This is a genomic window from Flavobacterium sp. PL002 (assembly GCF_054165825.1).
In genome coordinates this window covers 648,839-674,593 of record NZ_CM135110.1, presented here as the reverse complement: position 1 = coordinate 674,593, position 25,755 = coordinate 648,839, and the positions used below count along the sequence as shown (strand labels likewise).

The following is a 25,755-nucleotide window of genomic DNA, read 5'->3' as shown; positions in this document are numbered from 1 at the left end:
TTTATCTTTATGAAAAATAGAAATGTGAAAAGCGAACGGTTCAATTTTGTAATAGTTTTATTAGTGTTATTGTGTGTTGTGTCTTGCCATAAAATACCTAATACTATAAATCAAAATTTAGATACCAATTGGAGTTTCAAAAGCGTGCAAGATTCACTGTGGATGCCAGCAACGGTTCCAGGGTCTGTACATACAGATTTAATTTCAAATGGAATTATTGAAGATCCTTTTGACAGGTTAAATGAGAAAGATATTCAATGGATAGACAAAAAGGATTGGGAATATGAATCTTCTTTTAAAGTTGATAATTCTATTTTTGAGAAAGAAAAAATCGAGCTAAATTTTAAAGGTTTAGATACTTATGCAACTGTTTATTTAAACGATTCTCTACTTTTAAAAACCGATAATATGTTTGTTGATTGGCAAGTGGATTGTAAGCAATTTTTAAAATCAGGTAAAAATCAACTTAAAATCGTATTTGATTCTCCCGTAAATGTTGGTTTAAAAATGCGTGAAGATTTGGGTTATCAATTGCCGAATGCAGTAAATGACCAGTCGGAAAATGGTGGTTTAGGAAAAAAACAAGTGGCAGTTTTTAGCAGAAAACCAGGCTATCATTTTGGTTGGGATTGGGGACCAAGGTTAGTAACAAGCGGTATTTGGCAAGACATTGAGCTAAATGCTTGGGATAACGCTACTATTGAAGATGTTTATATTAAACAAAAAGAAATTTCAACTGAATTAGCAGTTTTAAGTGCTGAAATTGAAATTAATGCCACTCATAATTTTAATAGTGAAGTAATTATTAAAGTTGACAGTGTTTTAGCAATTCAAAAAATAATTCAACTTAAAAAAGGAATTAATAAATTTAAAATTCCGTTAGAGATTAAAAACCCATCGTTGTGGTGGACAAATGGATTAGGAACTCAAAAGTTATATAAAATAGAAGTTGAATTAAAAAAAGATAAAGAATTAGTCGCTTCTAATTCAAAAAACATAGGAATAAAAACGTTGAAAGTAATTCAACAAAAAGATAGCGTTGGAGAGAGTTTTTATTTTGAATTAAATGGGCATCCTGTTTTTATGAAAGGTGCCAATTACATTCCTCAAGACGTTTTTTTAAATCGAATTTCAGTAGAAGACTATGAAGAGGTAGTAAATAATATGGTGGAAGCCAATTATAATATGATTCGTATTTGGGGTGGTGGTATTTATGAAAAAGAGATTTTTTACGACTTATGTGATCAAAAAGGAATTTTGGTTTGGCAAGACTTTATGTTCGCTTGCGCCATGTACCCTGGTGATGTAGCTTTTCTACAAAACGTAAAGAAGGAAGCTATTTACACCGTTAAAAGATTAAGAAATCATACAAGTATAGCTTTGTGGTGTGGTAATAATGAAAACTTGACGGCTTGGAAAAACTGGGGGTGGATAAATGAAATAGTAAATACTCAAGGTCAGGAAGTAGTAGATAAAGTGTGGAAAGGTTATACAGATGTTTTTCATGAAATTTTGCCACAGGTTGTTGAAGAATTAGATAATGATACTTTTTATTGGGCTTCATCGCCAACTTCAGCAAGAGGTGTAGATGCTACATATACTTCTGGAGATTATCATTATTGGAAAGTTTGGGGTAATCAAGCACCAATTTCAACCTACAATGAAGCCATCCCACGTTTTATGTCGGAATACGGATTTCAATCGTTTCCTGAATTTTCTTCAGTGAAAAAATATACGGAAAAACAAGATTGGGACATTTATTCGGAAGTGATGGAATCGCATCAACGTTCAAACATTGGTAATAAAAATATTGAATTTTATATGGATCCAATGTATAAAAAGCCGAAAGATTTTCAATCGTTTTTATATGTGAGCCAGTTGTTGCAAGCAAAAGCAATGAAAATAGCTATTGAAGCCCACCGAAGAAATATGCCCTATTGTATGGGATCTTTGTATTGGCAAATAAACGATTGTTGGCCAGTGGCTTCGTGGTCAAGTATTGATTATTATGGCAACTGGAAAGCATCTCATTTTAAAGTTAAAGATTTGTATAAGTCTGTGAAGACAATGTTTTTTGAAAAAGACAATCAACTCGAAATCCATATCGTTTCGGATGACTTGAAAAATAAAACAGCAAATCTGAAAGTTGCGCTAATGAATTTTCAAGGGGATGTCTTGGATAATTTTGAAATACCTATTAATATAAAGTCCAATTCGAGTAACATTTATTTTAAGTCGGAGTTATATAAGTTGCTAAAAGAAAACAAAAGAGCAAATATGTTCATTGTAGCAGAACTAATTAATGAAAATAAGGATGTTTTTGATGAAAGTTTATTCTTTTTTGAAAATCCAAAAACATTAGCATTAACAAAGCCAACTTTTAATCTTACAGTTAGGAAGAAAGAAAATGAAGGATTGGTAGTAGAAATTATTTCTGATGTTTTAGCCAAAGATGTGCGTGTAAATACGACTGTTGCCGGACGATTTTCAAATAATTATTTTGATATGGTTCCTAATAAAAAATATGAGATTTATTTTGATTCTAAAGAAAAAATTGAGCTCGAAAAATTTAAAAAAACGTTAGGGACCCTATCTCTTTATAATTCATATAAAAAATAATAAAATGAAAGCATATCCTATAAAATTTGAACCAATTTTGAAAGAAAGAATCTGGGGAGGTGAAAAACTAATTCAGATATTTAAAAAGAAATCTGATAAAAATAATATTGGTGAGAGTTGGGAAATTTCAGATGTAGAAGGTGCTGTCTCTATAGTTGAAAACGGAGAGCTAAAAGGACAGTCCTTACGAGATCTACTTAAAAAATTCAAAGGAGAGTTTGTAGGTCATAAAGTATACGAGCAATTTGGAGATGATTTTCCTGTTTTAATTAAGTTTATTGATGCTAAAACACCACTTTCTATTCAAGTGCATCCAAATAACGAATTGGCAAAAGAACGTCACAATTCTTTTGGGAAAAATGAAATGTGGTACATTATGGATTGTGACAAAGATGCAGCTATTATCGTAGGTTTTAATAAGGAAGTATCTAAAGAGGAATATTTAAACGTATTGGAAGAAGGTAAAGTTTTAAACATTCTAAATTCAGAAAAAATTAAAGCTGGTGATACATTTTATATTCCAACAGGGAGAGTTCATGCAATTGGTTCTGGAACTGTAATTGCTGAAATCCAACAAACATCTGATGTGACTTATAGAATTTATGATTATGAACGAATAGACGCCTCAACAGGTCAACAACGTGAATTGCATACCGATTTATCTTTAGATGCCATTGATTATAAACTGTATGGCAATTATAAAACAGCATACGAAATACAAGAAAATAAATCGGTAACATTAGTTCATTCTCCCTATTTTAAAACAGATGTCATTGAGGTTAAAGGAGCAGTTTATCAAAATTATTCTGATTTGGATTCATTTGTAATCTATGTTTGCGTAGCTGGAAGTTATGAAATTGAAATGGACGGAAAAAGGGTTCTTGTAAATAAAGGAGAAACGGTTTTTCTTCCAGCTAACAGTACTGAGGTCGTTCTAAGAGCTAATGAAGCTAGAATTCTTGAGGTTTATTTTTAAATATTGTATTGTTTGTAAATTATTTTTGTAGCAAGAAGTCTTTTAGAACTCAAGTAAAACTTTTTTCACCTCTATAGTGACATAATAAAAACTGATTGGGGTAGCTCTTATTTTTAATTTTAAAAACTTACTTTTGTGCTGCAATAAAATTAAAAATAAGATTATGTCACATACTATCGAAAAAATAAAATGCCTTATCATAGGTTCAGGTCCTGCAGGATATACTGCCGCTATTTATGCTGCTAGAGCAAACATGAACCCAGTTTTATATCAAGGAATGCAACCAGGTGGGCAATTAACAACTACAAACGAAGTTGAAAACTGGCCTGGAAACCCAATTGGAATTACAGGACCAGAAATGATGGTGCAGTTGCAAGAGCAAGCACAACGTTTTGGTACTGACGTACGTGACGGATGGGCTACTAAAGTAGATTTTAGTGGTGATATTCACAAAGTATGGATTAATGATACTATCGAATTGCATTGCGAAACGGTAATTATCTCTACTGGAGCTTCAGCTAAATATTTAGGATTGGCATCTGAGCAACACTACTTGCAAATGGGTGGTGGAGTTTCTGCTTGTGCTGTTTGCGACGGATTCTTTTATAGAAATCAAGAAGTAGTTATTGTAGGTGCAGGAGATTCTGCTTGTGAAGAAGCACACTATTTATCTAAACTTTGTAAAAAAGTAACCATGTTAGTGCGTAGCGAAAAATTTAGAGCTTCTAAAATCATGGAAGAACGCGTTCGTAAAACTGAAAACATTACAATTTTATTAAACCACGATACCCTTAAGGTTTTAGGAGATGAACAAGTGGTAACAGGAGTTGAAGTTTTAAATAAAACTACCGAGGAGACCTATGAGATTCCAGTAACTGGTTTCTTTGTAGCGATCGGGCATAAACCAAACACAGATATTTTCAAGGACTACATTACACTTGATGAAACAGGTTATATTGTTAGTGTACCTGGAACTTCAAAAACTAATGTTGAAGGTGTTTTTGTAGCAGGTGATGCTGCTGATCACGTATACCGTCAAGCAATTACTGCTGCGGGTACAGGTTGTATGGCTGCACTAGATGCAGAAAGATATTTAGCTTCAAAAGAGTAATCAATAAGTATATTAATAAAACAGCCCCATTTATCAACTGATAAATGGGGCTGTTTATATTTAAGTACAATGTTTATTTTATTTTCTTCAATAATTTAGCTTCATCCGTAAATTTCCTAAGATCAATTTTTCCATTTCCGTAAAGATCAATTTCTGACTTGTTAGATGCTTCAATTATAACTGATGTATCTGCACTTACTGATGCTTCAGAATAACTTTCGGTTTTTATAACCATATTTTTTACCGCTAACTTATTTGCAACTAATTTTGCATTGTGGTCTAATCGTAATGTTGCACTTGCTGCATCTCCTTCAATTTTAGCGTCTGATTTTTGATATAAATCACAAGTTAAATCAGTTGATGATAGTAAAGATTTTAATGAGCTGTCTTTACTAAGAACGATTTTTGTTTTCATCGCTTTTAAATTCAACTCAATTTTTGATTTATCATCTGCTTCTAGCGTAAAGTGTTTTACGTTAGCATTCATGAATATTTTTGAATTGTCATAAGACTGCACTTCTAACGTATCAACCATGATTTCTTGAATGGCATTTATTTCTACTTCATTTTTAGAAATAATTGATTTAAGTTCATTTGTGTAAGTGATTTTTACCATTAATTTTCGATACCTACTTGCTTCTTTGTTTGTATAAACATGAAGTCCTTTTGGATTAGCATCAATAACAATAATATCATGCAAGTTATCATCGGCTTCAATTTTAATGCCTGCTATTTCTCCTTTTTCAAGATGTACTTCAATATTGTCTTCTACTAATAAAGCGCTAAAGCTTGAAATATCTTTTAACTCAGTAGTTACTTTTCTGGACCCCTTTATTTTTTCTTTTTTTTGTGCTAAAGCCACCGTAGTAAATAAAGTTAGTAATAGTATCGTAGTTAATTTTTTCATTTTCATTTTAAATTATGATTTTGACAAATATAAAAAAAATCATCCACGAATGATGGATGATTTCTTCATTAATATAGTCATTTATTTTAGTCGATGTCAATGCTACCGCCAGAACTAGTTTTTCTCTCTATAGATTTTGGAGTCTTAACATAGGTGATTGATCCACCACTTGATGCTTTTGCTTTTAAGCTTACAATAGGATTTACTTCTATAGATCCACCACTGGATGCTTTTGCGGTAACTTCATTTGCATGTAAATCTTTAGTTTCAATAGACCCACCGCTAGAAGATGTTGTTTCAAGAAATAAAGCCAAACCGTTTAGGTAAATACTACTTCCGCTTGAGGTTTTGCACTTGATTTTATCAGCTTCAACTTTTAAGTTAATATCTGCAGCACTTGAACTAGTGATGTCAATAGCATTGCTTTTTAGAATATTAACGCTACTAACGGTAGAGGAGCTTGAGGCTTGAATTTCGTCAATGATAGGCATTTTTACAATTACTTTTTTAGAGTCAACATCAATAAAAGAATTGTAATCACTGCTAATAATTAAAACCCCGTTTTCAACTTTTGTAATAATGTTTTTTTGTAAATTATCATCTGCCTCAACAGTAACTTCAATTTTGTCTGACTGTTCAATAACAACATCAATGGCATTGCTAACATCAACATTAGTAAAGTCTTGATCAATTGTTCTTCTTTCTGTGGTTACGTTTCCGCTTCCTGTGATTGATTTTAAATTAGTCGAATAATTACATGAGGTAAAAAGTAGTGCGGTTAGGGTAACTAAGATAAATTTTGTGATGATTGTGATAATTTTTAGCATGATTATTTTGTTTTGATTATGATTCCATCTTTGTTTATTCTTAACTCATGTATGTCTTTACTTGAACCTTTAATACTGTCATTAGTAATAGATAAACCATCTTTATTGATAGTAATCGAGTTATTTTCTTTGTCCTCTATATGTATGTTTATATTTTCGTTATCGTAATTATCATCTGTATCATAATCATCCTCTTCATCTGCAGGACAATCTAGACATTTTACTTTAGATTCAAATACTTTGTACAAGTACTTGTCTGAACTGTGGTGTAAGTTAAAGAATTCGTCATTAGATCTATCGTAGTTTCGAACGCTTGAGTCTACTTGAAATAATGTTCCTTGTGGTAGGAATAACGTGATTTCAACTTCTTGATCTCTATATTTGTTTTTGATATCTGTAATTAAATAATTATCTAAAATTAATTGATTGTTTACTATTTTATAATGGTATTTAATTTGCTCTGCTCTTCTTTTAGCTTCTGATAACGAGGATCCTTTAGCTTCTTTTTCAATTTGAATGTATGCTGTTTTATCATCAGTGCTTTCAATTCTAAAACGTACTTGGTTGGAGTAAATTATGTCGTTGTTAAGTGAGTCTTGAGTAATTTTAAAGTCATTGCTATCATTTACATTTTTGGCAAAATAATCATTGTGCACAAATTTAATTTGTAAAGTATCTGTGGCTTGTAATGCAATATTTTGTTTTTTTACAATTCTACCATCATTTGAAAAAGCTGATGCTTGTTTAACTCCTATTGAAATCAAAATTGCAATTGCAATAATCCAAAGCGCTAGTAATGTAGATTTAGCGATATTCCCTATAGATTTTAAACTTGGAGATACTAATTTGAATCCTAAAAGCGTCAAGAAAAAACTCGGAATAGCAACAGCAATGAAAACTAATAATCCAAAAACCCAAATAGGATAATCAGTAAAGTTTCCAGACTCAATGAATTGATGAAAAGGAAAGTTGTTAAAATGAACTGAACCTAATGTTAATGCGCCAACTAAAAAAGTAATAATTAAAGATAGGCCAGAAAGAATTAAAATAATTCCAAGAAACTTAGCAAAAACTTTAAAAACATTCATGATAAAGTCACCAAATGTACTTCCTAATCTTGTAGCGCCACTTTTAATTTGGTTACCATATTTATCGTAATCAGCATTTTTTATTTTATCTGAAACATTTTCAAATTCCTCTCGAACTTTTTTTTCAATATTCGAAATATTTACTGGTTCTCCAGTCATTTCAAGCTTTTCTGATGTAGTTACCGCTTCAGGCATCACTACCCAAAGAATAATGTAAGCCAAAACTCCAGTTCCAGCACCCCAAACTAATAATATCAGAAGGACTCTAATCCATACGGCTTCAATCCCAAAATAATGTCCAAGACCAGCAGCAACACCACCTATCATTCCTTTGTCTTTATCGCGGTATAATTTTCTTGATTTTCCGGTAGTGTTGTAATTGTTTTGATTAAAATTTTGCTGTGTAGCATTATCATCTTCAATAATGTAATCTTCAGGTTGTCCCATTACGGCAATCACTTCATCTACATCTTTCAAGCCTACAACATGTTTTTCACTGCGTTGTTTTTCAGTCAATAATTCGGATACGCGCATTTCAATATCTTTGATAATCTCTTCATGTCCTGATGAGTTGGATAAAGAACGCTTTATAGCGTCAAAATAACGGGTTAGTTTTTGGTATGCATCTTCATCAATATGAAAAAACATTCCTCCTAAATTTATATTTACTGTTTTGTTCATGGCTATTATTTTTGGTTGGTTATTAGGTTTACAGCATCAGACAGTTCTGTCCAAGTACCATTTAATTCGTTTAAAAAAGTTTGTCCTATTTCAGTCAAACCATAGTATTTTCTTGGTGGTCCTGATGTTGATTCTTCCCAGCGATAACTGAGTAAACCGTCGTTTTTTAATCTCGTTAGTAAAGGGTAAATAGTTCCCTCAACAACTAGTAATTTTGCGTTTTTTAAAGTGTCTAATATTTCTGATGTGTATGCGTCTTTTTCTTTCAATACAGATAAGATGCAAAACTCAAGAACACCTTTGCGCATCTGGGCTTTTGTGTTTTCAATGTTCATAATTTCATTTTTGTTTGTGGATTAAACTGTTCATTCTTTGATTGATTTTTGATGATTGTAATGAATTTTTTAGAAGCTAATCCTGCTATCCGCTATATCTTTTATATCTTGAACTAGTTTTCAAAGACTTGAAACTAGTTCAAGATATAAAAGGATGCCGCTTCTATCAGGGCTAAGCGACTATTTTATAAAGTTGATTGTTGCAGGGTATTTAAATAATTCTCCATTTGATGTTTTGATAGCTGCATAAACAATTAAAAAGAACTCTGCTACTTTTATGGTTGCTGCTAAGAACAGTGCTATAAATCCAGCGGTGATTAACCCGATGTTACTGCCAAAATCAAAATGATTACTAGAGAAATGGTCTTGGGTAATTATAGTTTCAAACGGAATATTATTAAAAATTGTAAATAAAAAACAAGGAACCGCAATTGATATTAAAATTAAACAATACATTAATAAACTCAGTTGAAAATTTAAAGCTTGCTTCCCGTTGTAATCTACAAACTCCGAAGAGTCTTTTTTTGTAGACCATATTAAAATGGGAAAGATATAATTCCCAAACGGAATAAAATATTGCGTTAACATGCTCAAGTGAATAAATGTTGCTGTGTTTTTTTCGGTTACTGTTTTCATTTTAATGTGATTTTGAGTGCTAATTATTTTTTTTGATTGATGATTGAAACTCCAGTTTCTTACTGCCTTTTCGGTTACCTAGTAATTTCTTATGCAAATATATGGTTAAAAACTAGTATCTTGTATCGCATAGTACCATATGTTAACATTTTTTTAACATAAAAAAATATTATGTGTGCATAGTATTTTTTTGTAGATTAGCAAAAAAACCAGTCATAATGAATCTTACAGCTTCAAAACTTAATAAATTCTTACTCTTTAAGTTACCCTCTGCTTATATTGCAGGAGTAAGAGTAAAAGATATCGACGAAAAAAAATGCGTTGTATCAGTTAAACACCGTTGGATCAATCAAAATCCATTTAAATCAATGTATTTTGCGGTTCAAGCAATGGCAGCCGAGTTAACAACAGGTGCCTTAGTAATGTATCAAATACATAAAAGCGGCAGAAAAATATCAATGTTAGTTGCTAATAACAAAGGGAACTTTACAAAAAAAGCAACCGGACGTATCAATTTTATTTGCAAAGACGGTCTTATTATAGAAAATGCGATCAATGCAACTATCGCTACTGGCGAAGGCCAAACTTTCTGGATGAAATCTATAGGAATAAATGAGGACGGAATTCAAGTATCAGAAATGGATTTTGAGTGGAGTGTGCGTCTTAAATAACTAGATATCTGAATTTATTATATAAATAAGAAAGCCTCCCTAGGGAGGCTTTCTTATTTATGATGCTTTCTTCATACAGCATTTCTTATCTTCTTTGGTGGCTGTTGTAGCCACACATTTTTTACCTTCAGCTTTGCATTTTTCCTTGCATTTAGCAACTTCAGCAGCAGTCATTGTTTTTGCGTCAGCAGTTTTCGTACAACATGTCTTTTCTTTAGTTACTTCTTTTTTAGCAGCAGTCTTTTTTTCTTGAGCATTTGTACTAATAGCAAATAAAACAAAGGCAGCTAGGATAGTTATTTTTTTCATAGTTTTTTAATTTGTATTAACGTCCAAATATATAAAAAAAAGCGAAACGATTTGATGCCAATATCTTCACAGATGTAGTATTTTAAAATTAAAATTCGTGCTCTTCTTGTTTTTCAAAACGAACCTTCTGAGGGTGTTTTTGAATGAAAGAAAAAATCAATTGCATAATGTACTGATTTGTAGGATAAGGAGTCATGTGATCTTTAATTTGAGATAAATCATTAATAGCAATGTCATTCTCTATATATCCCATACCGTAAAAATGCCCTTTTTCAACCCAAATATAACTGTGTTCTTCATTAGTTCTTCCTTTATCTACGATAGCAAAAGTAGGTCTTTTTTCTAAATAGAAAGCTATTGCTGCCTGTACTTGGTCGTTGTGTTCCTCAATATTAGGGAGTTCTTCTTGATCACTTTGCAAAGGGAGAACCCCATCAGGCATGCTTCCATATTTACAAAAACGATGATCAATTTTAAACTGCTGTGCTAATTCTCTAAGTAAATTTATTCCGTTGTATATCGTGTCAAATGTCTCTATGCAGCTCTGGTTTTTGGCTATTTTACCAATGGCTAAATACCTGTATCCATTTCTTGCCTCATATTCAAATAAGCCATATTTTGGCTCAAAGCGTTTTAACGCTTTATTGTAAATTGGCCACAGTTTTTTTATTTCGATACATTCCAATAGTAACGCCATCATTTCGGTTCCACAAATTTCAAAAGTAATGGCGCATATATCCTTTAGAAAATTTTGTCTTTGCGGAGTAATTTTATGTCCGCTAAAATGGGATGCTACTCTTTTCTTTAAATTAATCGCTTTCCCTACATAAATTACTTTATTATGTTCATCATAAAAATAATAGACACCAGGTTTTTCAGGTAATTGATCAAAATCTTCTCTTGGTAGGTTAGGAGGTAAGCGTTGCTCTTGTGAAGTCTTCTTAATCATTTTGTCCATCTCCTTGTCAGTATCCCATTCTAATAATCGAGAAAAAAGAATGGCAGTTGCATCGGCATCACCACCTGCTCTGTGGCGGTTTTCTAAATCAATATCTAGAGATTTACAAAGTCTTCCTAAGCTATAGGAAGGTATTCCGGGTCTAATTTTTCTAGACGCTCTTACAGTGCATAATTTTTTTGCTGTCCATTTAAGTCCTGCTCTTTCTAGTTCATGGCGTACAAAAGAGTAATCAAAATTAACGTTGTGTGCAACAAAGACACGATCAGATAGCAGTTCAAAAACTTTGTCTGATACCATCTCAAATACTGGAGCATCGCTAACCATTTCATTAGTGATTCCGGTTAAGGCAAAAATAGCTGGCGGTATGTCTTTTTCAGGGTTTATTAATGTTTCCCAGCGATCAATTACTTTTTCACCATCGTGAATGACTATTGCAATTTCAGTAATTCGGCTATGACTAGCATTGCCTCCAGTGGTTTCAATATCAACGATAGCGTATTCTTGCTTTTTCATTAATGGTGTAATAGGGTAAAAATTCAGTGTGTTAATTGGGGTGTTTTGATGTAAAGTGAGTGTGAAATTAAAAAGTAATTTAATTGGTTAAACCAATACTGTTTTTTACTTCTTTAATGTCTCTTTTTAATTCTACAAACATGTTTTTTATTGCATCATTCTCTAGAGCTTCAGTTTTTTTGTCACTTTTAGCAATGCTGCACTGGTATTCCCAAATTTCGAGAATATCTGAAGCTTTTACTTCATATGCAGGATAGAAATAATTATCGGATGCAACCACCAGAGCATTTTTTTTATTTTTATTAAGACGTTTGTATACCATACCTTCATTTCGAGTGATTAGAATATACGTTTTACCATCTAAAACTTCGCCTAAATGCTCTACATACCTGCCTACAATTATGTCACCATCTTGATGCGGTGGCATTGAATCTCCCTCAACAGGAAAGCCACGGTATTTTCCAACACCTAAAAAGGGTAACGAAATTTGCTGTAATTGTTCAATGTATTCCGGGTCAGCATAGCCGCTTAAATACCCCGCTTTTACTGTTTGAGTAACAATTTCAATTCGGTTTTCACCCATCTCATCAACTTGAATAGGTAGAACCAAACGATTATTCCCAAGTTTTAATAAGTCATTGACGTCAATTTCTCGAATGTCTATTGATAATAATAAGTCAATAGTAATTTGGTAAAACTGAGCTATCTTTTTTAAGATGTTATAAGGTGGCTCCGAAGTTCCATCTTCATATTTTACATAACGTCCGCGAGTAATCATAAAGCTTTGAGCAACTTTCTCTTGCGAGATTTTATGATTAATACGTAACGCTCTAATATTATCTGAAAATAGGGACATAACTAATTTGTTATAATTTATAACAGCAAAATTAGTGAAAAATGTTTTAATCTGTACTAATTTTAAAATATAAACTTTCAACTAGCTATAGTTGTGTTATTAATGCAGTTTTTAATTTTTTTAAACACCGTTATCAATTAGTTTTCGAATATAATATGCAAAGGGGTGTAAGGTTCTATTTATTCTACAATTAAAATATAACTGCTTTTTCAGGATAAAATACAGTTAGGTATTAATATGAAATTATTTCCTTAATGGAATACCGATATTAGGATAATCAGTGATAATGCCGTCTACATTCATTGTTAGTAAACGAACCATATCTTCTTTATTATTAACAGTCCACGGAATCACTTTCATGTTTTTTTGATGAATATTTTCTACCTCAATGTCATTTAGAAGCACATAGTAGGGACTGTAAATTTCGGGTATAAAAGTTAGCGCTTTCATATTCGTTTCAAAATCATTTTCGAAAGTTAAAAAGGAAAGTTGGTAATCAGGATACGTTTTATGAAGGTATTCTAATACTCTGGGATCAAAGCTTTGAATCGTAATTCGGTTTAGGAGTAAGTTGCTTTTTTTTAATTGTGAAATTAAAAGATCCGAAAAATCCTTTACGCTTGGTTGAAATCCATTAGCTTCTTCTTCAGGTGTGCTTTTAATTTCAATATTATAAAAAATAGCTGGATTTCTAGTCTCTGCATATTTTATGACTTCAGCTAGTAAAGGTTTGTATGTTTTTAACTTTTCTTGTTCTGGAAACTTAGGATTTCCAATAGCGCCTACATCGTATTTTTTTATGGTTTTATATTTGTTCTTGTAGATATTAAAAGCTAGCGCATCTTCTTTAGTTATGTTTTTTCCTTTAGCATCTAATGTAATTTCGTAATTCAACCACGGTTCATGAGAGACTACGACTTGATTGTCTTCACTAATTACAACATCTAATTCTAAAGTGTTTACACCTAAATCTAACGCTTTTTTAAATGCAGGAAGTGTATTTTCGGGCGCTAGTCCTCTTGCTCCGCGATGGCCTTGAAGTTCAAAACCAAATTTTCGTTCTTTTTTTAGAATGACAGCATCTATGAACGATGTGGTTTTATCGAAAACATTTTTCCAGTCATTAGATCTCAGATCACAAGCAATAACGTGATTTCCTGCTTCTGGAAAAGCTACTTTAATCTTTTTATCAGGAGCTGTTCCTAGGCTTTCGTACATTTTTAAAATTGCAGGAACAGAGACAACTTCGTCTTGCTCTTTTTCGCTTTTATAGTAGTAACCAACAAATACAGGAACTGTGACTTTTTCAAAATTTTGTGCAGTCATGGTACTTTTTAGCATTTTTATTAATGCTTCGTACCCATCAATGTGGTAAGAGGTAGACCAGTATTTTTGTTCCTTTTCGGGTCTGCTTTGTTTCATGATTTCGCCACCATTCATTTTTATAAAGCCTGCTTTACCTTCAGGAGTAAGAATAGAAGCAAAGGCAGGATTTTTTAAATCGATAAAAGGCGAGTACATAATTAAACCAGCAATAGATGGATCTTCTGAAGCTAATTTTAAACTCAGGGTTCCACCTGTAGAAGTACTTACTAAAATCACTTGTTTTCCTATTATTTTCCCTATTTCCAGAGCCTCTTTTGCGGAAGCGATATAATTTTCAGGAGTAAGATTCTTAAAGTTATCCTCTCTATTCAATCCATGTTCTTTTAATCGAGACAAGTAAACGTTAGCATTATATGTTTTAGATAACATCGACATGATGGGTTGGCCTTCTCTATTGCTGGCGCCAAAACCATGAAGATACACAAATGCAATAGGAGATTGTTTTTCCTTAAAATCCTTTGCCCAGATTATTCTAGCTTCGTTATCGGGTTTCAAATTTTCGAGTTTTTGTTCGGCTGCATTAATGGCAGTTTCAAGCGTATTAATTGTACTTTCTTTAGTTACTATTTGTGCATTAGAAAGGCTAATAGATAATGCTAAAAGTACTGTTAATAAATGTTTTTTTATCATAATGGTATAAATTAAAAACTACGTTAATCAAGATAATATAGTTTTACTGTGATTTATTATTGTTTAAAAATCGGCTTTAAGATACACTCCATGAAATCTGGAAGCATCACCTATAAAAGTAAGTGTTCCAAAAGCAGCACCATCATTTCCTGCGTTAATAATGTGTTATTTATCTGAAAGGTGATTTTGTATTTCTTTTGTATTTTAACGCCTCTTCTCATGTTTACAATGACATTAGCTTACTGAGAAAATTTAGGTAAGAGTCTAAGTTTTTAAGAAACTTTTATGCAATAAAAAACCCTTAAACAATTGTTGTTTAAGGGTTTGAATTATGTAGCGAGAACGAGATTTGAACTCGTGACCTCAGGGTTATGAATCCTGCGCTCTAACCGACTGAGCTACCTCGCCAAAAGGCTATTGAACAACCATCCCTGATTGCGGGTGCAAAGATATAAATAATATTAAACTTCGCAAGCTTTTTTGAAATAAAAAAAATAAATTTAAAAAGATTTTTTTTTAGACTTTATATTCTATATATTCGAAAAAAATTAAATGAGCTCATGGATCAGAAAAAACGTTACGAAATAGAGTTTCCTATAAATTCATCTCCGCAGTTATTGTATCAATATATTTCAACTCCTTCTGGTTTGTCAGAATGGTTTGCTGATAATGTAAATTCACGTGGTGAGTTTTTTACTTTTATTTGGGACGGATCTGAAGAAAAAGCGCGCTTGGCTTCTAAGAAATCTGGAGAGAAAGTGAAGTTTAAATGGGTAGATGATAGTAATAAAGATACAGAGTATTATTTTGAAATGCATATTCTTGTAGATGAGCTTACTAAAGATGTTTCTATAATGGTGGTTGATTTTGCTGAAGAAGATGAAATTGACGAAGCTAAATTATTATGGGAAAATCAAATTTCTGATTTGAAACATCTAATTGGATCTGTATAGTAAAATTGTATTTTAAAACTTATATTTGCCCTGAACAAAATTCAGGGTTTTTTTATGATTAATTTTAATGGGAATATCGCACTTCAAGACAGTAATATATTAACACAAAATCGTGCTTTTTTATACGGAGACGCCGTTTTTGAAACGGTTAAAATAGTCAATTCTAAAGTCCTTTTTTTAGAGGATCATTATTTTAGATTAATGGCTTCTATGCGTGTTGTGAGAATGGAAATTCCTATGAATTTCACCATGGAATATTTTGAAGAGCAAATTATTTCCTTAGTTACTAGAAATAATATAGCAAATTCTTCTAGAGCTAGAATTACTGTTTATAGAAATGATGGAGGTTACTACCTGCCGTTAACTAATGAAGTTTCTTATTTAATACACGCTTCGGTGATTGATGAGGTTTCTTATAGTGTCGAAAAACAAGTTTATGAAGTTGATTTGTTCAAAGATTTTTATATTACCAAACAGTTATTATCTTCTATAAAAACAACTAATAGGTTACTAAATACTACAGCAAGTATTTATGCCCATGAAAATGGGTTAGACAACTGCTTATTGTTAAATGATGCCAAGAACGTTGTAGAAGCAATTCAAGGCAATATTTTTATGGTTTTAGGGAATAAATTGATTACTCCTCCTGTTTCTGAAGGCTGTTTAAACGGTGTTATGAGAAAGCAAATTTTGGCTTTAGCCAAAAAAATAGAAGGACTAGAGGTTGTAGAAGAAATTATTTCGCCTTTTGACTTACAAAAAGCCAATGAATTATTCATCACCAATGTAATAAAAGGTGTGCAACCGATAACTAAATATAGAAAAAAGGAATTTATAACTACTGTTGCTCAGCAATTATTAGAATTATTAAATAAAAGTATTCAAGTAAACTTAGTTTAAATAGGGGTTTTCGGGTGCATTTGACCAGATTAAATAATCCCCACCAAGTTCGATAATTTGTTCTTTCCAGAAATGGGTAGCTGACTTCCCTATAATTTTATTTTTGTAATTATTAGGAGTGATAATCCATGAATTTGCATTCATTTCTGTTTCTAGTTGATTCTCATCCCAACCTGTGTAACCAAGAAAGAATCTAATATTGTCTTTATTGATTTGACCTGTGTTTAAAAGCTCTTTTGTAGACTCAAAGTCTCCTCCCCAATATATTCCGTTTGATATTTCGATACTATTCGGAATCAAATCTGGAACATTGTGAATAAAATAAAGGTTATCTTGCTCTACAGGACCGCCATTGTAGATTTTAAATTTAGAGGTTATTTCGGGTATAAGGTCATTTATGGTGTACTTCAAAGGTTTATTGATAATAAATCCTACTGAGCCTTCCTTATTATGGTCAGCCAACAAAATCACAGATCTATTAAATGATAAATCTCCAATTATAGAAGGCTCAGAAATAAGCAGTTGTCCTTTTATTAGTGTTTCTGAAATCATATTTTCTGCAATTTTTTTATTAAAATTAAGAAAAATTTTTAAAAAAAACCAACTTTACTCGTTTAATTGCATAAAAAAACCCTCGATGAGGAGGGTTTTACTATATTACAAGGTTGTAAACTTAATTAGTTTACTGCTCCTTCTAATTCTGCTCCAGCTTTGAATTTTACTACATTTTTAGCAGCAATCTGGATTGTTTTTCCTGTTTGAGGGTTTCTACCATCTCTTGCAGCTCTAGCAGAAACAGACCAAGATCCGAAACCTACTAAAGATACTCTTCCGCCTTTTTTCAAAGTGTCACCTACGTTTCCTAAAAAAGATTCTAAAGCTAATTTTGCAGCAGCTTTTGTTATTCCTGCGTCAGCAGCGATAGCATCGATTAATTCTGATTTGTTCATAATAATGGCGGATTCAAGGGTCTAGCGCAACAGTGTTAGTTTTTTTTAATTAATCAAATTTAGTATTTTTCTTAGATAATGTGCTTAATTTTAGAATAACTTTTTTGGCTTTTTAAGGAGCCAAAAGTTATTTCCAAACTTAAGCCGTTGCTTGATTCATTTTGTTGATTTCCTCGCTTCTCATTTCATTAGGTGTCTTGAAACCTAAAACCTTTCTAGGTCTGTTATTTAGGTTGTTTTCTATTCGTTTTAGTTCTTCAATAGTTATTGTGTTAAAGTCGGTTCCTTTGGGTAAAAACCTTCTAATTAGTCCATTAGTATTTTCATTTGTTCCTCTTTCCCATGAGGAGTATGGATGTGCAAAATAAATATCCATTCCAGTTTTTTCTGAGAGCCATTTATGATTAGCCATTTCTATTCCGTTATCGTAAGTCATTGTTTTTCTGAGGTATTGAGGTTGTTTATTTAAGAGCTTTGCAAATTCGTGAGTTACTGTTTTGGATTTTCTGTTGTTGATTTTTACAATAATTAAAAATCTAGTTTTTCTATCTACAATGGTTCCAATAGCACTTTTGTGTGCTACACCAATCATTAAATCTCCTTCTAAATGTCCAGCTTCAAGGCGTTCCTCGATATATTTAGGTCTATCATCAATACTGACTTGGTCTTTGATTCGAGTTTTTTTTATACCATATTTCCTTTTGTCCCGTCTTTTGTGATGATGATAGGGTAGAAGTTTGATTAGTTTTTTACCCAACGTAGATTGTCTAAATCTATAAATATGCTTATAAATAGATTCGTAAGAAATGGACATAATAGGGTCATTTGGGTATAATACCTTGATTTGTCCAGCCATTAATTCAGGGCTCGTCCCCTTTAATAAACTTCTATAAATGAACATTTTAAGTCTGGGATGTGAGTTTATTTTATCTTGAGTTCTTTTGATTTTATTGTTTTCTAAAGCATACCAATGTGCTAAATCAGCCTTGTAGATGTCGGTTGGCTTTAATATCCAAAGTTTCACTTCTTTGGTAATGGTGGATCTATTTCGGTTTACTTGTTTTGCAATGTAGCTTTTGGACTTATTTTCCTTGAGTAAAGTCTCAATTATAATACGTTCTTCGAAGGATAATCTTTTGTACTTTTTTTCCATAATTCAACAAAGATAAAATTTATCATTTGTTGCGTTAGGTTCTTGAATTCTCCAATAGTTATTAATTGTTGGTTAAAAAAATTGTCGATAGCAAATTTAGCAGGAAATCCTTACTACACAAGCGTTTCCGCAGATTATAGTGCATTTTGTTAATAACTTAGTTTTTTTGTTCATAAATCATTGCGATATTTTTTTGTTTTTGCACAATACCCTTGTTTTATTGACGTTACTGCGCTTTTGCTTCCTCTGTAAATGAGACTCCATTTAACAATTCGGATACTTTCATTCTCTTTTTACCAGGAAGCTGTAAGCTTGTTATTTGGATGAATCCACCGTCTGCAGCAATTTTCATTTCTTTTTTGGTACATACAATACTTCCAAAAGCAAGCGTGTGTGCCTCTTCTACAACATTTGATTCGTAAATTTTGACACTCAGTTCTTCATTTTTATCTAAAAAATAACACCACGAAGCAGGGTAAGGGCTCAAGCCTCTTATTAAATTATTGATTTCTACAGCTGGTTTTGTCCAGTCAATCTTGCAGTTTTCTTTGTTTAACTTGTAAGCGGTTTTGGTTTCTGCAGTTTCTTGTTGTACAAGGGCTTTAGCTTCTTTTTTTTCAATTAATGCTAAAGTTTTATTGACTGTTTCACAGCCTAATAACATTAAGCGATCATGTAGTTGTCCTGCGCTTTCATTTGGATCTATAGCTGTTTCATCACTTAGTATAATTGCGCCAGTATCAATTTTATCATCAATAAAAAATGTAGTAACACCTGTTTTTGTTTCTCCATTTATAATTGCCCAGTTAATAGGAGCGGCTCCACGATAGTTGGGTAATAATGATGCGTGTAAATTGAATGTACCTAGGGTAGGCATTGTCCAAACTACTTTAGGGAGCATTCTAAAAGCGACAACAATTTGTAAATTAGCATTCAAAGCTTTCAATTCCTCTAAAAATGACTCGTCTTTTAAGTTTGTAGGTTGTAGTAATTTTAAATCATTTGCTACAGCGTATTCTTTAACTGCTGAATATTTTATTTTTTGTCCGCGTCCTGCTGGTTTATCTGCAGCGGTGATTACGCCTACTACATTATATTCTTTTTTTAAAATACTGTCAAGGATTCCCACTGCAAATTCAGGGGTTCCCATAAATACAATTCGTAATTTTTCCATTATATTTTTAAGGTGTATTTATTGTTAGCTTGGATTGTAATCTTTTCGTTTTCTAAAAGATCTTGAATCACAAAGATAACATCGTTACTGTTATTATTAGTTTTAATTTGAAGTTCTCTCGAATTTAAATCGGCTGTTTTTAATAGTGCAATTATTTCTTTGGTGAGAGAATTGACATCTGTTTTTTTATTCTTTTTAGTAATGCAATACGAGCAAATTCCACAGTCTTCATCCGTTTCTTCTCCAAAATAACTTAAGATTAACTTGCTTTTGCAGCTAGTACAGTCATTAATATATTTTAAAACAGAACTGAATTGCTCTTTTTTTAATTGATTTTGATTTTCTAGATATTTCGCAACCTTACTAATGGTTCGCTCATCTTCTCTAATTTCGTTAAAAGTAAGTAGCGCATCGTTATTTTTAGAATTGTATGCAATAATTTCTTTTTCTTTTAGCTTATGCAAAAGAGCCAAAATTTCGCTTTCTGAATGATGCGATTTTTTAGCTATCAAGGTGAGGTTAAAAGCAGTTTGTATTTCATAAATTCCAGGATAAGTCCTTAATATAGTAAGGATGATTTCTTCATCATTAGTATTTAAACTGGTATACCGAATCACTTCTTTTGAAGAAATGATAAATTGGAGGCTAATTTTCTCTGAGAATTCTTGCGATAAAGTTATAATACCTTGTCGGTCTAGAAACTGAAAAGCATTGTAGGTTTTTAATACGGGAAAATTATATTTTGTACAAAAATGATTAAGATTAAAAGGAAATTGTTCGTTAATTCCTTCTCCATAGGCAATTTGGAAATAATTACACAGTTTTTTGTAAATACTATTAAGGAAACTTTTATCTGCAAGGATGCTTAGAAATTGATTTTCGGCTTGTATGATGTCAGATGGGTTCGTTAGTAAAACGGCAAATGCCTTTTGTTCGTTTCGACCTGCGCGACCTGCTTCTTGGTAATAGTTTTCTAGATTCTCAGGGAGTTGAATGTGAATTACTGTTTTTACATTTGCCTTGTCAATTCCCATCCCAAAAGCATTAGTGGCAACAATAACTTGCGCTTCATCTTGAATCCACAACTTCATGTTTTTATCTTTTTCTTTTGAACTAAGACCACCGTGATAATAAGTAGCTTTGAATCCTAAAGCATTTAATTGTGTGGCAATTGTGGTACACGATTTTCTGTTTCGTACATATATAATAGACGACTCTGGATTTTTCTTTAATATTTGTTCAATTCTAAAGAGTTTATCTTCGGTTTCAAATACCATGTAGGCAATGTTTTTTCGAGCAAAAGATTTTTGAAAAATTTGTGGATTTTCTAATCCTAGTTCATTTATAATATCGTTTTTAGCTTTTGGAGTTGCAGTGGCAGTCAGCGCTAAAAAAGCTGTATTAGGAAAATGTGTTTTTAGATTCGCAATTTTTAAATATGCCGGTCTAAAATCATGACCCCATTGTGAAACGCAATGTGCTTCATCAATGGTAATTAAATTTATAGGAAGTGCTTTAATTCGTTCTAAAATCCAGTCAGACTGCAATCTCTCAGGAGATAAATATAAAAATTTATAATTCCCAAATTGACAATTGTCTAAAAGATCAATCATCTCATCTGATTTTATTCCGCCGGTTAAGGCAATGGCTTTAATGTTGAGTTTGTTTAAGTTTGCCACTTGGTCTTTCATTAGCGCAACAAGTGGTGATATCACAAGGCAAATTCCGTCTTGCATTAAGGCGGGTACTTGAAAACAAACTGATTTTCCTCCACCAGTAGGTAATAAAGCAAAAGTATCTTGACCGCTTAAAACGGAATCAATTATTTCACTTTGTAGTGCTCTAAAAGAGTCGTGTTTCCAGTATTTTTGAAGAATTTTTAGTGCTTCAGACATTCATTTTTAATTTTGAATTATAAATTCGGATGGGTAAAAATGATGTTTTCGATAAAAAGGAAAATACAATTAACCCGAAATTTTGTCTAATATAAAAAGAATTCTGTTATCTACAGTATCTTTTGGTACTTCAATAAGGTTGTAACCGTAACCATTGTAAGTTTCTATAAGGTGATTTTGAATTAGTTTTGCCTGCTCGTAATTTTCATAACGTGCGTCATCACTAACATAAATTTCTTCCCATGGAGGTAAGATAAATATTTTAGAATAGGTGTATTCTCTACAAATGGCGTCAAAAGAGGCTGGGTAGCTGTCGCCAATGTAGTGCATGTAAGCAAGTACGTCTGGGATTCCGCGATCGATAAAAACAACTTCGTGCGGCTCATTTTGAGCGCTAATAAATTGTTTTTTTCTGCCTTCAAGTAAAAGTTCGCTAAACAATAAAGGTTTTTCAAGGAACAATTGTTCGATTCCTTGTTTTTTTGCCTCTAGAGTAACTTCTCTTGAAATTTCGGGATAGCAACAATAACCTTTCGTTATTAATCCGTCAATAAGAGTACTTTTTCCTGTTCCAGGACCGCCGATAATTATGATGATTTCTTTATGCACTTTTTGGAAATAAGGAGCAAACTTACTTAAACTTATTGGAAATTGAAAAGATGAGGCTATAAAATGTCAGTTTATATAAAAATTCATATTTCAGAATTCATATTTTGCGTTTGAAAACGTATCTTTGCTTTAATTTTTTACAAAAAATGGATAAGAAAACCGAAGAATTCTACGACAGGTTAGAAGCAGAGTTGGACAGAAGTAATGATTGGCCAGCTTTGTATTTATTTAAATTTATTGTTCCATCAGTAGCAGATAATGTAGAGCGCGTTGGCCTTGCATTTGATTGTATGGGAGCAGTGATTAAAACTACAAAATCAAAAACAGGTAAGTTTACAAGTATTTCTGTAGATGTGACTATGAAAAGCGCACAAGAAATAATTGAGAAATACCAAGAAGTTTCTACAATAGAAGGTATTGTATCGTTATAGAGAATAATATGATGATTTGGTAAACAAGCATTTATTTGCTATTTTAAAAATTATTAATATATTGTATTGCTTCAAAATAAAATTCAAATATGAATTCAAAATATACTAAAGAAAATGCAAATGATGTTGTTCATCATCTGGAATATAATGCGGAGAGATCACATTTAATTATTCCGGAATATGGACGCCATTTGCAAAAACTGATTGATCAAGCTACAGCTATTGAAGATAGTGAAGAGCGTAACAAGGCAGCCAAATATATTATTCAGGTGATGGGGAGTTTAAATCCACATTTAAGAGATGTATTGGATTTTCAACATAAACTTTGGGACCAACTGTTTATTATGTCTGATTTTAGATTAGATGTGGAGTCTCCATATCCTATTCCTTCACGCGAAGTATTGCAATTAAAGCCTGATGTATTAAAATATCCTCAAAATTTTCCAAAATACAGGTATTATGGAAATAACATCAAGTACATGATTGATGTTGCAAATAAATGGGATGATGGAGATATGAAAAATGCATTAGTCAAAGTGATTGCAAACCATATGAAGAAGTCTTATTTAAGTTGGAACAAAGACACTGTTAAAGATGATGTTATTTTTGAACATCTTTACGAACTGTCTGATGGAAAGCTAAATTTGTTACAAAGTTCGGAAGAGCTTTTAAATACCACTGATTTATTGCGTACTAATAAGAGAATTTCGAATAAAATTTCTCCCGCTGGACAACCAAAAATTCAAAGCAATAAGAATGCAAAAGTGGGTAAACCAAAATATAAAAAACAATAATACTATTGATTTAATCGTCATTATTATAAAGGCTACATGATTTTTTAAATGTTTTTTTGTAATTATGATAACTAAATAATTTATAACTCTAAAGTAATATATGGGAATTTTCAAAATAGAAGGAGGCATTCGATTAAAAGGAGAAATTACTCCTCAAGGAGCAAAAAATGAAGCATTACAAATATTGTGTGCTGTTCTTTTAACTTCGGAAAAAGTGGTGATTAATAATATTCCAGATATTATTGATATTAATAAACTGATTGTTTTATTAGAAAACTTGGGAGTTAAAATTCAAAAAAACGGACCAGGATCATATACTTTTCAAGCTGATGATATCAATATTGATTATTTAGAAACAGAAGCTTTCAAAAAAGAAGGTGGTTCACTACGTGGATCCATTATGATTGTTGGGCCATTATTAGCTCGTTATGGAAAAGGATATATTCCAAAACCAGGAGGAGATAAAATAGGAAGAAGACGTTTAGATACCCATTTTGAAGGTTTTATAAATCTTGGTGCTAAATTTAGATACAATAGAGAAGATCACTTTTACGGAGTAGAAGCTCCAGATGGTTTACAAGGAGCGGCTATGTTGCTTGATGAAGCATCTGTTACAGGAACGGCAAATATTGTTATGGCTGCAGTTCTTGCTAAAGGAAAGACTACAGTTTATAACGCAGCATGTGAGCCGTACTTACAACAGCTTTGTAAAATGTTGAATTCTATGGGTGCTAATATCACTGGTGTAGGATCAAATTTATTGACTATTGAAGGAGTTACCAGTTTAGGCGGTTGCGAGCATAGGATTCTTCCTGACATGATCGAAATAGGGAGTTGGATAGGTCTTGCTGCTATGACTAGAAGTGAAATTACGATTAAAGATGTAAGTTGGGATAATCTAGGAGTGATTCCTAGTGTGTTTAGAAAACTTGGAATAACATTAGAAAGAAGAGGAGATGATATATATATTCCTTCTCATGAAAATGGTTATAAAATTAAAACGGATATTGACGGTTCAATCCTAACTATTGCTGATGCACCTTGGCCTGGATTTACGCCTGATTTACTAAGTATTGTTTTGGTTGTGGCAACTCAAGCGCAAGGAGATGTGCTGATACACCAAAAAATGTTTGAAAGCCGTTTGTTCTTCGTCGATAAATTAATCGATATGGGTGCAAAAATTATGTTGTGTGATCCGCATAGAGCGGTAGTTATGGGGCATGATTTTCAGTCTCAATTAAAAGCAACAACCATGTCATCTCCAGATATTCGTGCTGGAATTTCCTTGTTGATTGCGGCGCTTTCAGCAAAAGGAACAAGTACAATTCAAAATATTGAACAAATTGATCGTGGATATGAAAGAATTGACGAAAGATTAAGAGCTATTGGAGCAAACATTGTTCGAGCATAATATAAAAATCATTTTTTTTTAATCGTTTAAATAATTCTTTTGTTCACGCTAAAAGTTTTATTTAAACGATTTTTAATTTCCTATTCTTATGTCCTCAGAAAAAACAGCAATAAAAGCAACCTATTTTAGTATTTTAGGAAACACTTGTTTAGCTATTATAAAAGGGTTTGCTGGTTTTTTTGGAAACTCCTACGCTTTAATCGCAGATGCAATTGAATCGACTACAGATATTTTTGCTTCCTTCTTAGTTTTATTTGGCATCAAATATTCAAACAGACCTGCTGATAGGAATCATCCTTATGGTCATGGTAGAGCAGAGCCTTTAATTACTTTTTTGGTGGTTGGTTTTCTAATTACTTCGGCTACAATTATTGCTTATGAAAGTATTGTAAATATCCAGAAACCGCATGGTTTGCCTAAACCTTGGACGTTGATTGTCTTGGGGGTAATTATTATTTGGAAAGAATATTCTTTTCGACTAGTAATGAAAAAAAGTATTGAGACAAATAGTTCATCGCTTAAAGCAGATGCCTGGCACCATAGAAGTGACGCAATTACTTCTGTAGCGGCTTTTATCGGAATCACAATCGCACTTTGTATGGGTAAAGGTTATGAGTCTGCTGATGATTGGGCTGCACTATTTGCTTCTTTTTTTATACTTTATAATAGCTATCTTATTTTTAGACCCGCTCTAGGCGAAATTATGGATGAGCACTTATATGATGATCTCATTGCTGAAATTAGAAAAGTTTCTGGAACAGTTATAGGAATCATAGATACCGAGAAATGTTATATTCGAAAAGTAGGAATGAAATTTCATGTTGATCTTCATGCTGTTGTAGATGGTACTATATCTGTAAAAGAGGGGCACGATCTAGCTCATAATCTAAAAGACACATTGCAAGATCAAATACCTCAATTGGGAAATGTTTTGATTCATGTAGAGCCAGATTTTTATGAATAAATATAATTTAGGTTT

General features: G+C 32.2%; 25 protein-coding genes and 1 tRNA gene. 10 read left to right on the top strand and 16 right to left on the bottom strand.

Annotated elements, in window-relative coordinates:
- Positions 1-9 precede the first annotated feature (9 nt).
- The 3 genes from ACVEGE_RS02935 (at position 10) to trxB (ending at position 4,706) form a co-directional block, all read left to right on the top strand.
- The gene (locus tag ACVEGE_RS02935; protein WP_458008614.1) at positions 10-2,619 is read left to right on the top strand and encodes a glycoside hydrolase family 2 protein; all 2,610 of its coding nucleotides are present in this window, start codon (positions 10-12) and stop codon (positions 2,617-2,619) included.
- A 4-nt stretch (positions 2,620-2,623) separates the two neighbouring features.
- The gene (locus tag ACVEGE_RS02930) at positions 2,624-3,595 is read left to right on the top strand and encodes a type I phosphomannose isomerase catalytic subunit (protein ID WP_192500243.1); all 972 of its coding nucleotides are present in this window, start codon (positions 2,624-2,626) and stop codon (positions 3,593-3,595) included.
- A gap of 163 nt (positions 3,596-3,758) precedes the next feature.
- Positions 3,759-4,706 carry a thioredoxin-disulfide reductase gene (gene trxB / locus ACVEGE_RS02925; RefSeq protein ID WP_173856415.1) on the top strand — a complete coding sequence of 316 codons (948 nt, stop codon included), beginning with the start codon at positions 3,759-3,761 and terminating at the stop codon, positions 4,704-4,706.
- 73 nt (positions 4,707-4,779) lie between these two features.
- Here the strand turns inward: trxB and ACVEGE_RS02920 are convergent, their stop codons facing one another.
- From ACVEGE_RS02920 to ACVEGE_RS02900, 5 genes are all read right to left on the bottom strand, one after another.
- On the bottom strand, positions 4,780-5,613 hold the full coding sequence (locus ACVEGE_RS02920) for a GIN domain-containing protein (RefSeq protein ID WP_192500145.1): 834 nt from the start codon (positions 5,611-5,613) through the stop codon (positions 4,780-4,782).
- Positions 5,614-5,699: 86 nt separating this feature from the next.
- A complete protein-coding gene (locus ACVEGE_RS02915; RefSeq protein WP_192500144.1) occupies positions 5,700-6,440 on the bottom strand; it encodes a head GIN domain-containing protein in 741 nt (246 codons plus the stop codon).
- Between the two features lie 2 nt (positions 6,441-6,442).
- Positions 6,443-8,209 carry a PspC domain-containing protein gene (locus ACVEGE_RS02910; protein WP_192500143.1) on the bottom strand — a complete coding sequence of 589 codons (1,767 nt, stop codon included), beginning with the start codon at positions 8,207-8,209 and terminating at the stop codon, positions 6,443-6,445.
- Between the two features lie 5 nt (positions 8,210-8,214).
- Positions 8,215-8,544: a PadR family transcriptional regulator gene (locus ACVEGE_RS02905; protein WP_007136354.1), complete on the bottom strand. Its 330-nt coding sequence runs from the start codon at positions 8,542-8,544 to the stop codon at positions 8,215-8,217.
- 180 nt (positions 8,545-8,724) lie between these two features.
- A complete protein-coding gene (locus ACVEGE_RS02900) occupies positions 8,725-9,180 on the bottom strand; it encodes a DUF4870 domain-containing protein (RefSeq protein WP_173852839.1) in 456 nt (151 codons plus the stop codon).
- Positions 9,181-9,398: 218 nt separating this feature from the next.
- On the opposite strand from ACVEGE_RS02900, the gene ACVEGE_RS02895 reads away from it, so the two are divergent.
- Entirely contained in the window at positions 9,399-9,851 is a 453-nt protein-coding gene (locus ACVEGE_RS02895; protein WP_173852840.1) for a DUF4442 domain-containing protein, read from the top strand.
- A gap of 57 nt (positions 9,852-9,908) precedes the next feature.
- Here the strand turns inward: ACVEGE_RS02895 and ACVEGE_RS02890 are convergent, their stop codons facing one another.
- The 5 genes from ACVEGE_RS02890 to ACVEGE_RS02870 all read right to left on the bottom strand — a co-directional run bounded on the left by ACVEGE_RS02890 (position 9,909) and on the right by ACVEGE_RS02870 (position 14,914).
- Positions 9,909-10,160, bottom strand: a complete 252-nt coding sequence (locus ACVEGE_RS02890) for a hypothetical protein (RefSeq protein ID WP_192500142.1) — start codon at positions 10,158-10,160, stop codon at positions 9,909-9,911.
- An 88-nt stretch (positions 10,161-10,248) separates the two neighbouring features.
- Positions 10,249-11,634 (bottom strand): exonuclease domain-containing protein, encoded by a 1,386-nt coding sequence (locus tag ACVEGE_RS02885; RefSeq protein ID WP_192500141.1) that lies wholly within the window; start codon positions 11,632-11,634, stop codon positions 10,249-10,251.
- A 79-nt stretch (positions 11,635-11,713) separates the two neighbouring features.
- Complete coding sequence (locus ACVEGE_RS02880; protein WP_192500140.1) at positions 11,714-12,490, bottom strand: XRE family transcriptional regulator; 777 nt, start codon at positions 12,488-12,490, stop codon at positions 11,714-11,716.
- Between the two features lie 243 nt (positions 12,491-12,733).
- Entirely contained in the window at positions 12,734-14,506 is a 1,773-nt protein-coding gene (locus ACVEGE_RS02875) for a glycerophosphodiester phosphodiesterase family protein (RefSeq protein ID WP_225738071.1), read from the bottom strand.
- Between the two features lie 334 nt (positions 14,507-14,840).
- Positions 14,841-14,914, bottom strand: a tRNA-Met gene (locus tag ACVEGE_RS02870).
- A 152-nt stretch (positions 14,915-15,066) separates the two neighbouring features.
- Here ACVEGE_RS02870 and ACVEGE_RS02865 point away from each other — a divergent pair.
- Positions 15,067-15,459 carry an START-like domain-containing protein gene (locus ACVEGE_RS02865; protein WP_173852865.1) on the top strand — a complete coding sequence of 131 codons (393 nt, stop codon included), beginning with the start codon at positions 15,067-15,069 and terminating at the stop codon, positions 15,457-15,459.
- Positions 15,460-15,513: 54 nt separating this feature from the next.
- On the top strand, positions 15,514-16,359 hold the full coding sequence (locus tag ACVEGE_RS02860) for an aminotransferase class IV (RefSeq protein ID WP_192500139.1): 846 nt from the start codon (positions 15,514-15,516) through the stop codon (positions 16,357-16,359).
- Here the strand turns inward: ACVEGE_RS02860 and ACVEGE_RS02855 are convergent.
- The 6 genes from ACVEGE_RS02855 to ACVEGE_RS02830 all read right to left on the bottom strand — a co-directional run bounded on the left by ACVEGE_RS02855 (position 16,351) and on the right by ACVEGE_RS02830 (position 22,140).
- Positions 16,351-16,911 carry a YqgE/AlgH family protein gene (locus ACVEGE_RS02855; protein WP_173852867.1) on the bottom strand — a complete coding sequence of 187 codons (561 nt, stop codon included), beginning with the start codon at positions 16,909-16,911 and terminating at the stop codon, positions 16,351-16,353. The genes ACVEGE_RS02860 and ACVEGE_RS02855 overlap by 9 nt on opposite strands.
- A 125-nt stretch (positions 16,912-17,036) precedes the next feature.
- Positions 17,037-17,309 carry an HU family DNA-binding protein gene (locus ACVEGE_RS02850; protein ID WP_091171627.1) on the bottom strand — a complete coding sequence of 91 codons (273 nt, stop codon included), beginning with the start codon at positions 17,307-17,309 and terminating at the stop codon, positions 17,037-17,039.
- Between the two features lie 139 nt (positions 17,310-17,448).
- A complete protein-coding gene (locus ACVEGE_RS02845; RefSeq protein ID WP_173854735.1) occupies positions 17,449-18,462 on the bottom strand; it encodes an IS30 family transposase in 1,014 nt (337 codons plus the stop codon).
- A gap of 226 nt (positions 18,463-18,688) precedes the next feature.
- Positions 18,689-19,636, bottom strand: coding sequence for a methionyl-tRNA formyltransferase (fmt, locus tag ACVEGE_RS02840; protein WP_192501467.1), 948 nt, complete (start codon positions 19,634-19,636; stop codon positions 18,689-18,691).
- Positions 19,636-21,531 carry a RecQ family ATP-dependent DNA helicase gene (locus ACVEGE_RS02835; protein ID WP_192501468.1) on the bottom strand — a complete coding sequence of 632 codons (1,896 nt, stop codon included), beginning with the start codon at positions 21,529-21,531 and terminating at the stop codon, positions 19,636-19,638. The genes fmt and ACVEGE_RS02835 overlap by 1 nt, the downstream gene beginning before the upstream one ends.
- 69 nt (positions 21,532-21,600) lie before the next feature.
- Positions 21,601-22,140 carry an AAA family ATPase gene (locus ACVEGE_RS02830; RefSeq protein WP_192501469.1) on the bottom strand — a complete coding sequence of 180 codons (540 nt, stop codon included), beginning with the start codon at positions 22,138-22,140 and terminating at the stop codon, positions 21,601-21,603.
- 146 nt (positions 22,141-22,286) lie between these two features.
- Here ACVEGE_RS02830 and ACVEGE_RS02825 point away from each other — a divergent pair, with 146 nt between their 5' ends.
- The 4 genes from ACVEGE_RS02825 to ACVEGE_RS02810 all read left to right on the top strand — a co-directional run bounded on the left by ACVEGE_RS02825 (position 22,287) and on the right by ACVEGE_RS02810 (position 25,740).
- The gene (locus ACVEGE_RS02825; RefSeq protein WP_192501470.1) at positions 22,287-22,571 is read left to right on the top strand and encodes a DUF493 family protein; all 285 of its coding nucleotides are present in this window, start codon (positions 22,287-22,289) and stop codon (positions 22,569-22,571) included.
- Between the two features lie 89 nt (positions 22,572-22,660).
- Entirely contained in the window at positions 22,661-23,365 is a 705-nt protein-coding gene (locus tag ACVEGE_RS02820; protein ID WP_173852872.1) for a DUF4290 domain-containing protein, read from the top strand.
- Positions 23,366-23,465: 100 nt separating this feature from the next.
- Entirely contained in the window at positions 23,466-24,776 is a 1,311-nt protein-coding gene (gene murA, locus ACVEGE_RS02815) for a UDP-N-acetylglucosamine 1-carboxyvinyltransferase (RefSeq protein ID WP_192501471.1), read from the top strand.
- A gap of 88 nt (positions 24,777-24,864) precedes the next feature.
- Positions 24,865-25,740, top strand: coding sequence for a cation diffusion facilitator family transporter (locus tag ACVEGE_RS02810; protein ID WP_192501472.1), 876 nt, complete (start codon positions 24,865-24,867; stop codon positions 25,738-25,740).
- Positions 25,741-25,755: the final 15 nt, after the last annotated feature.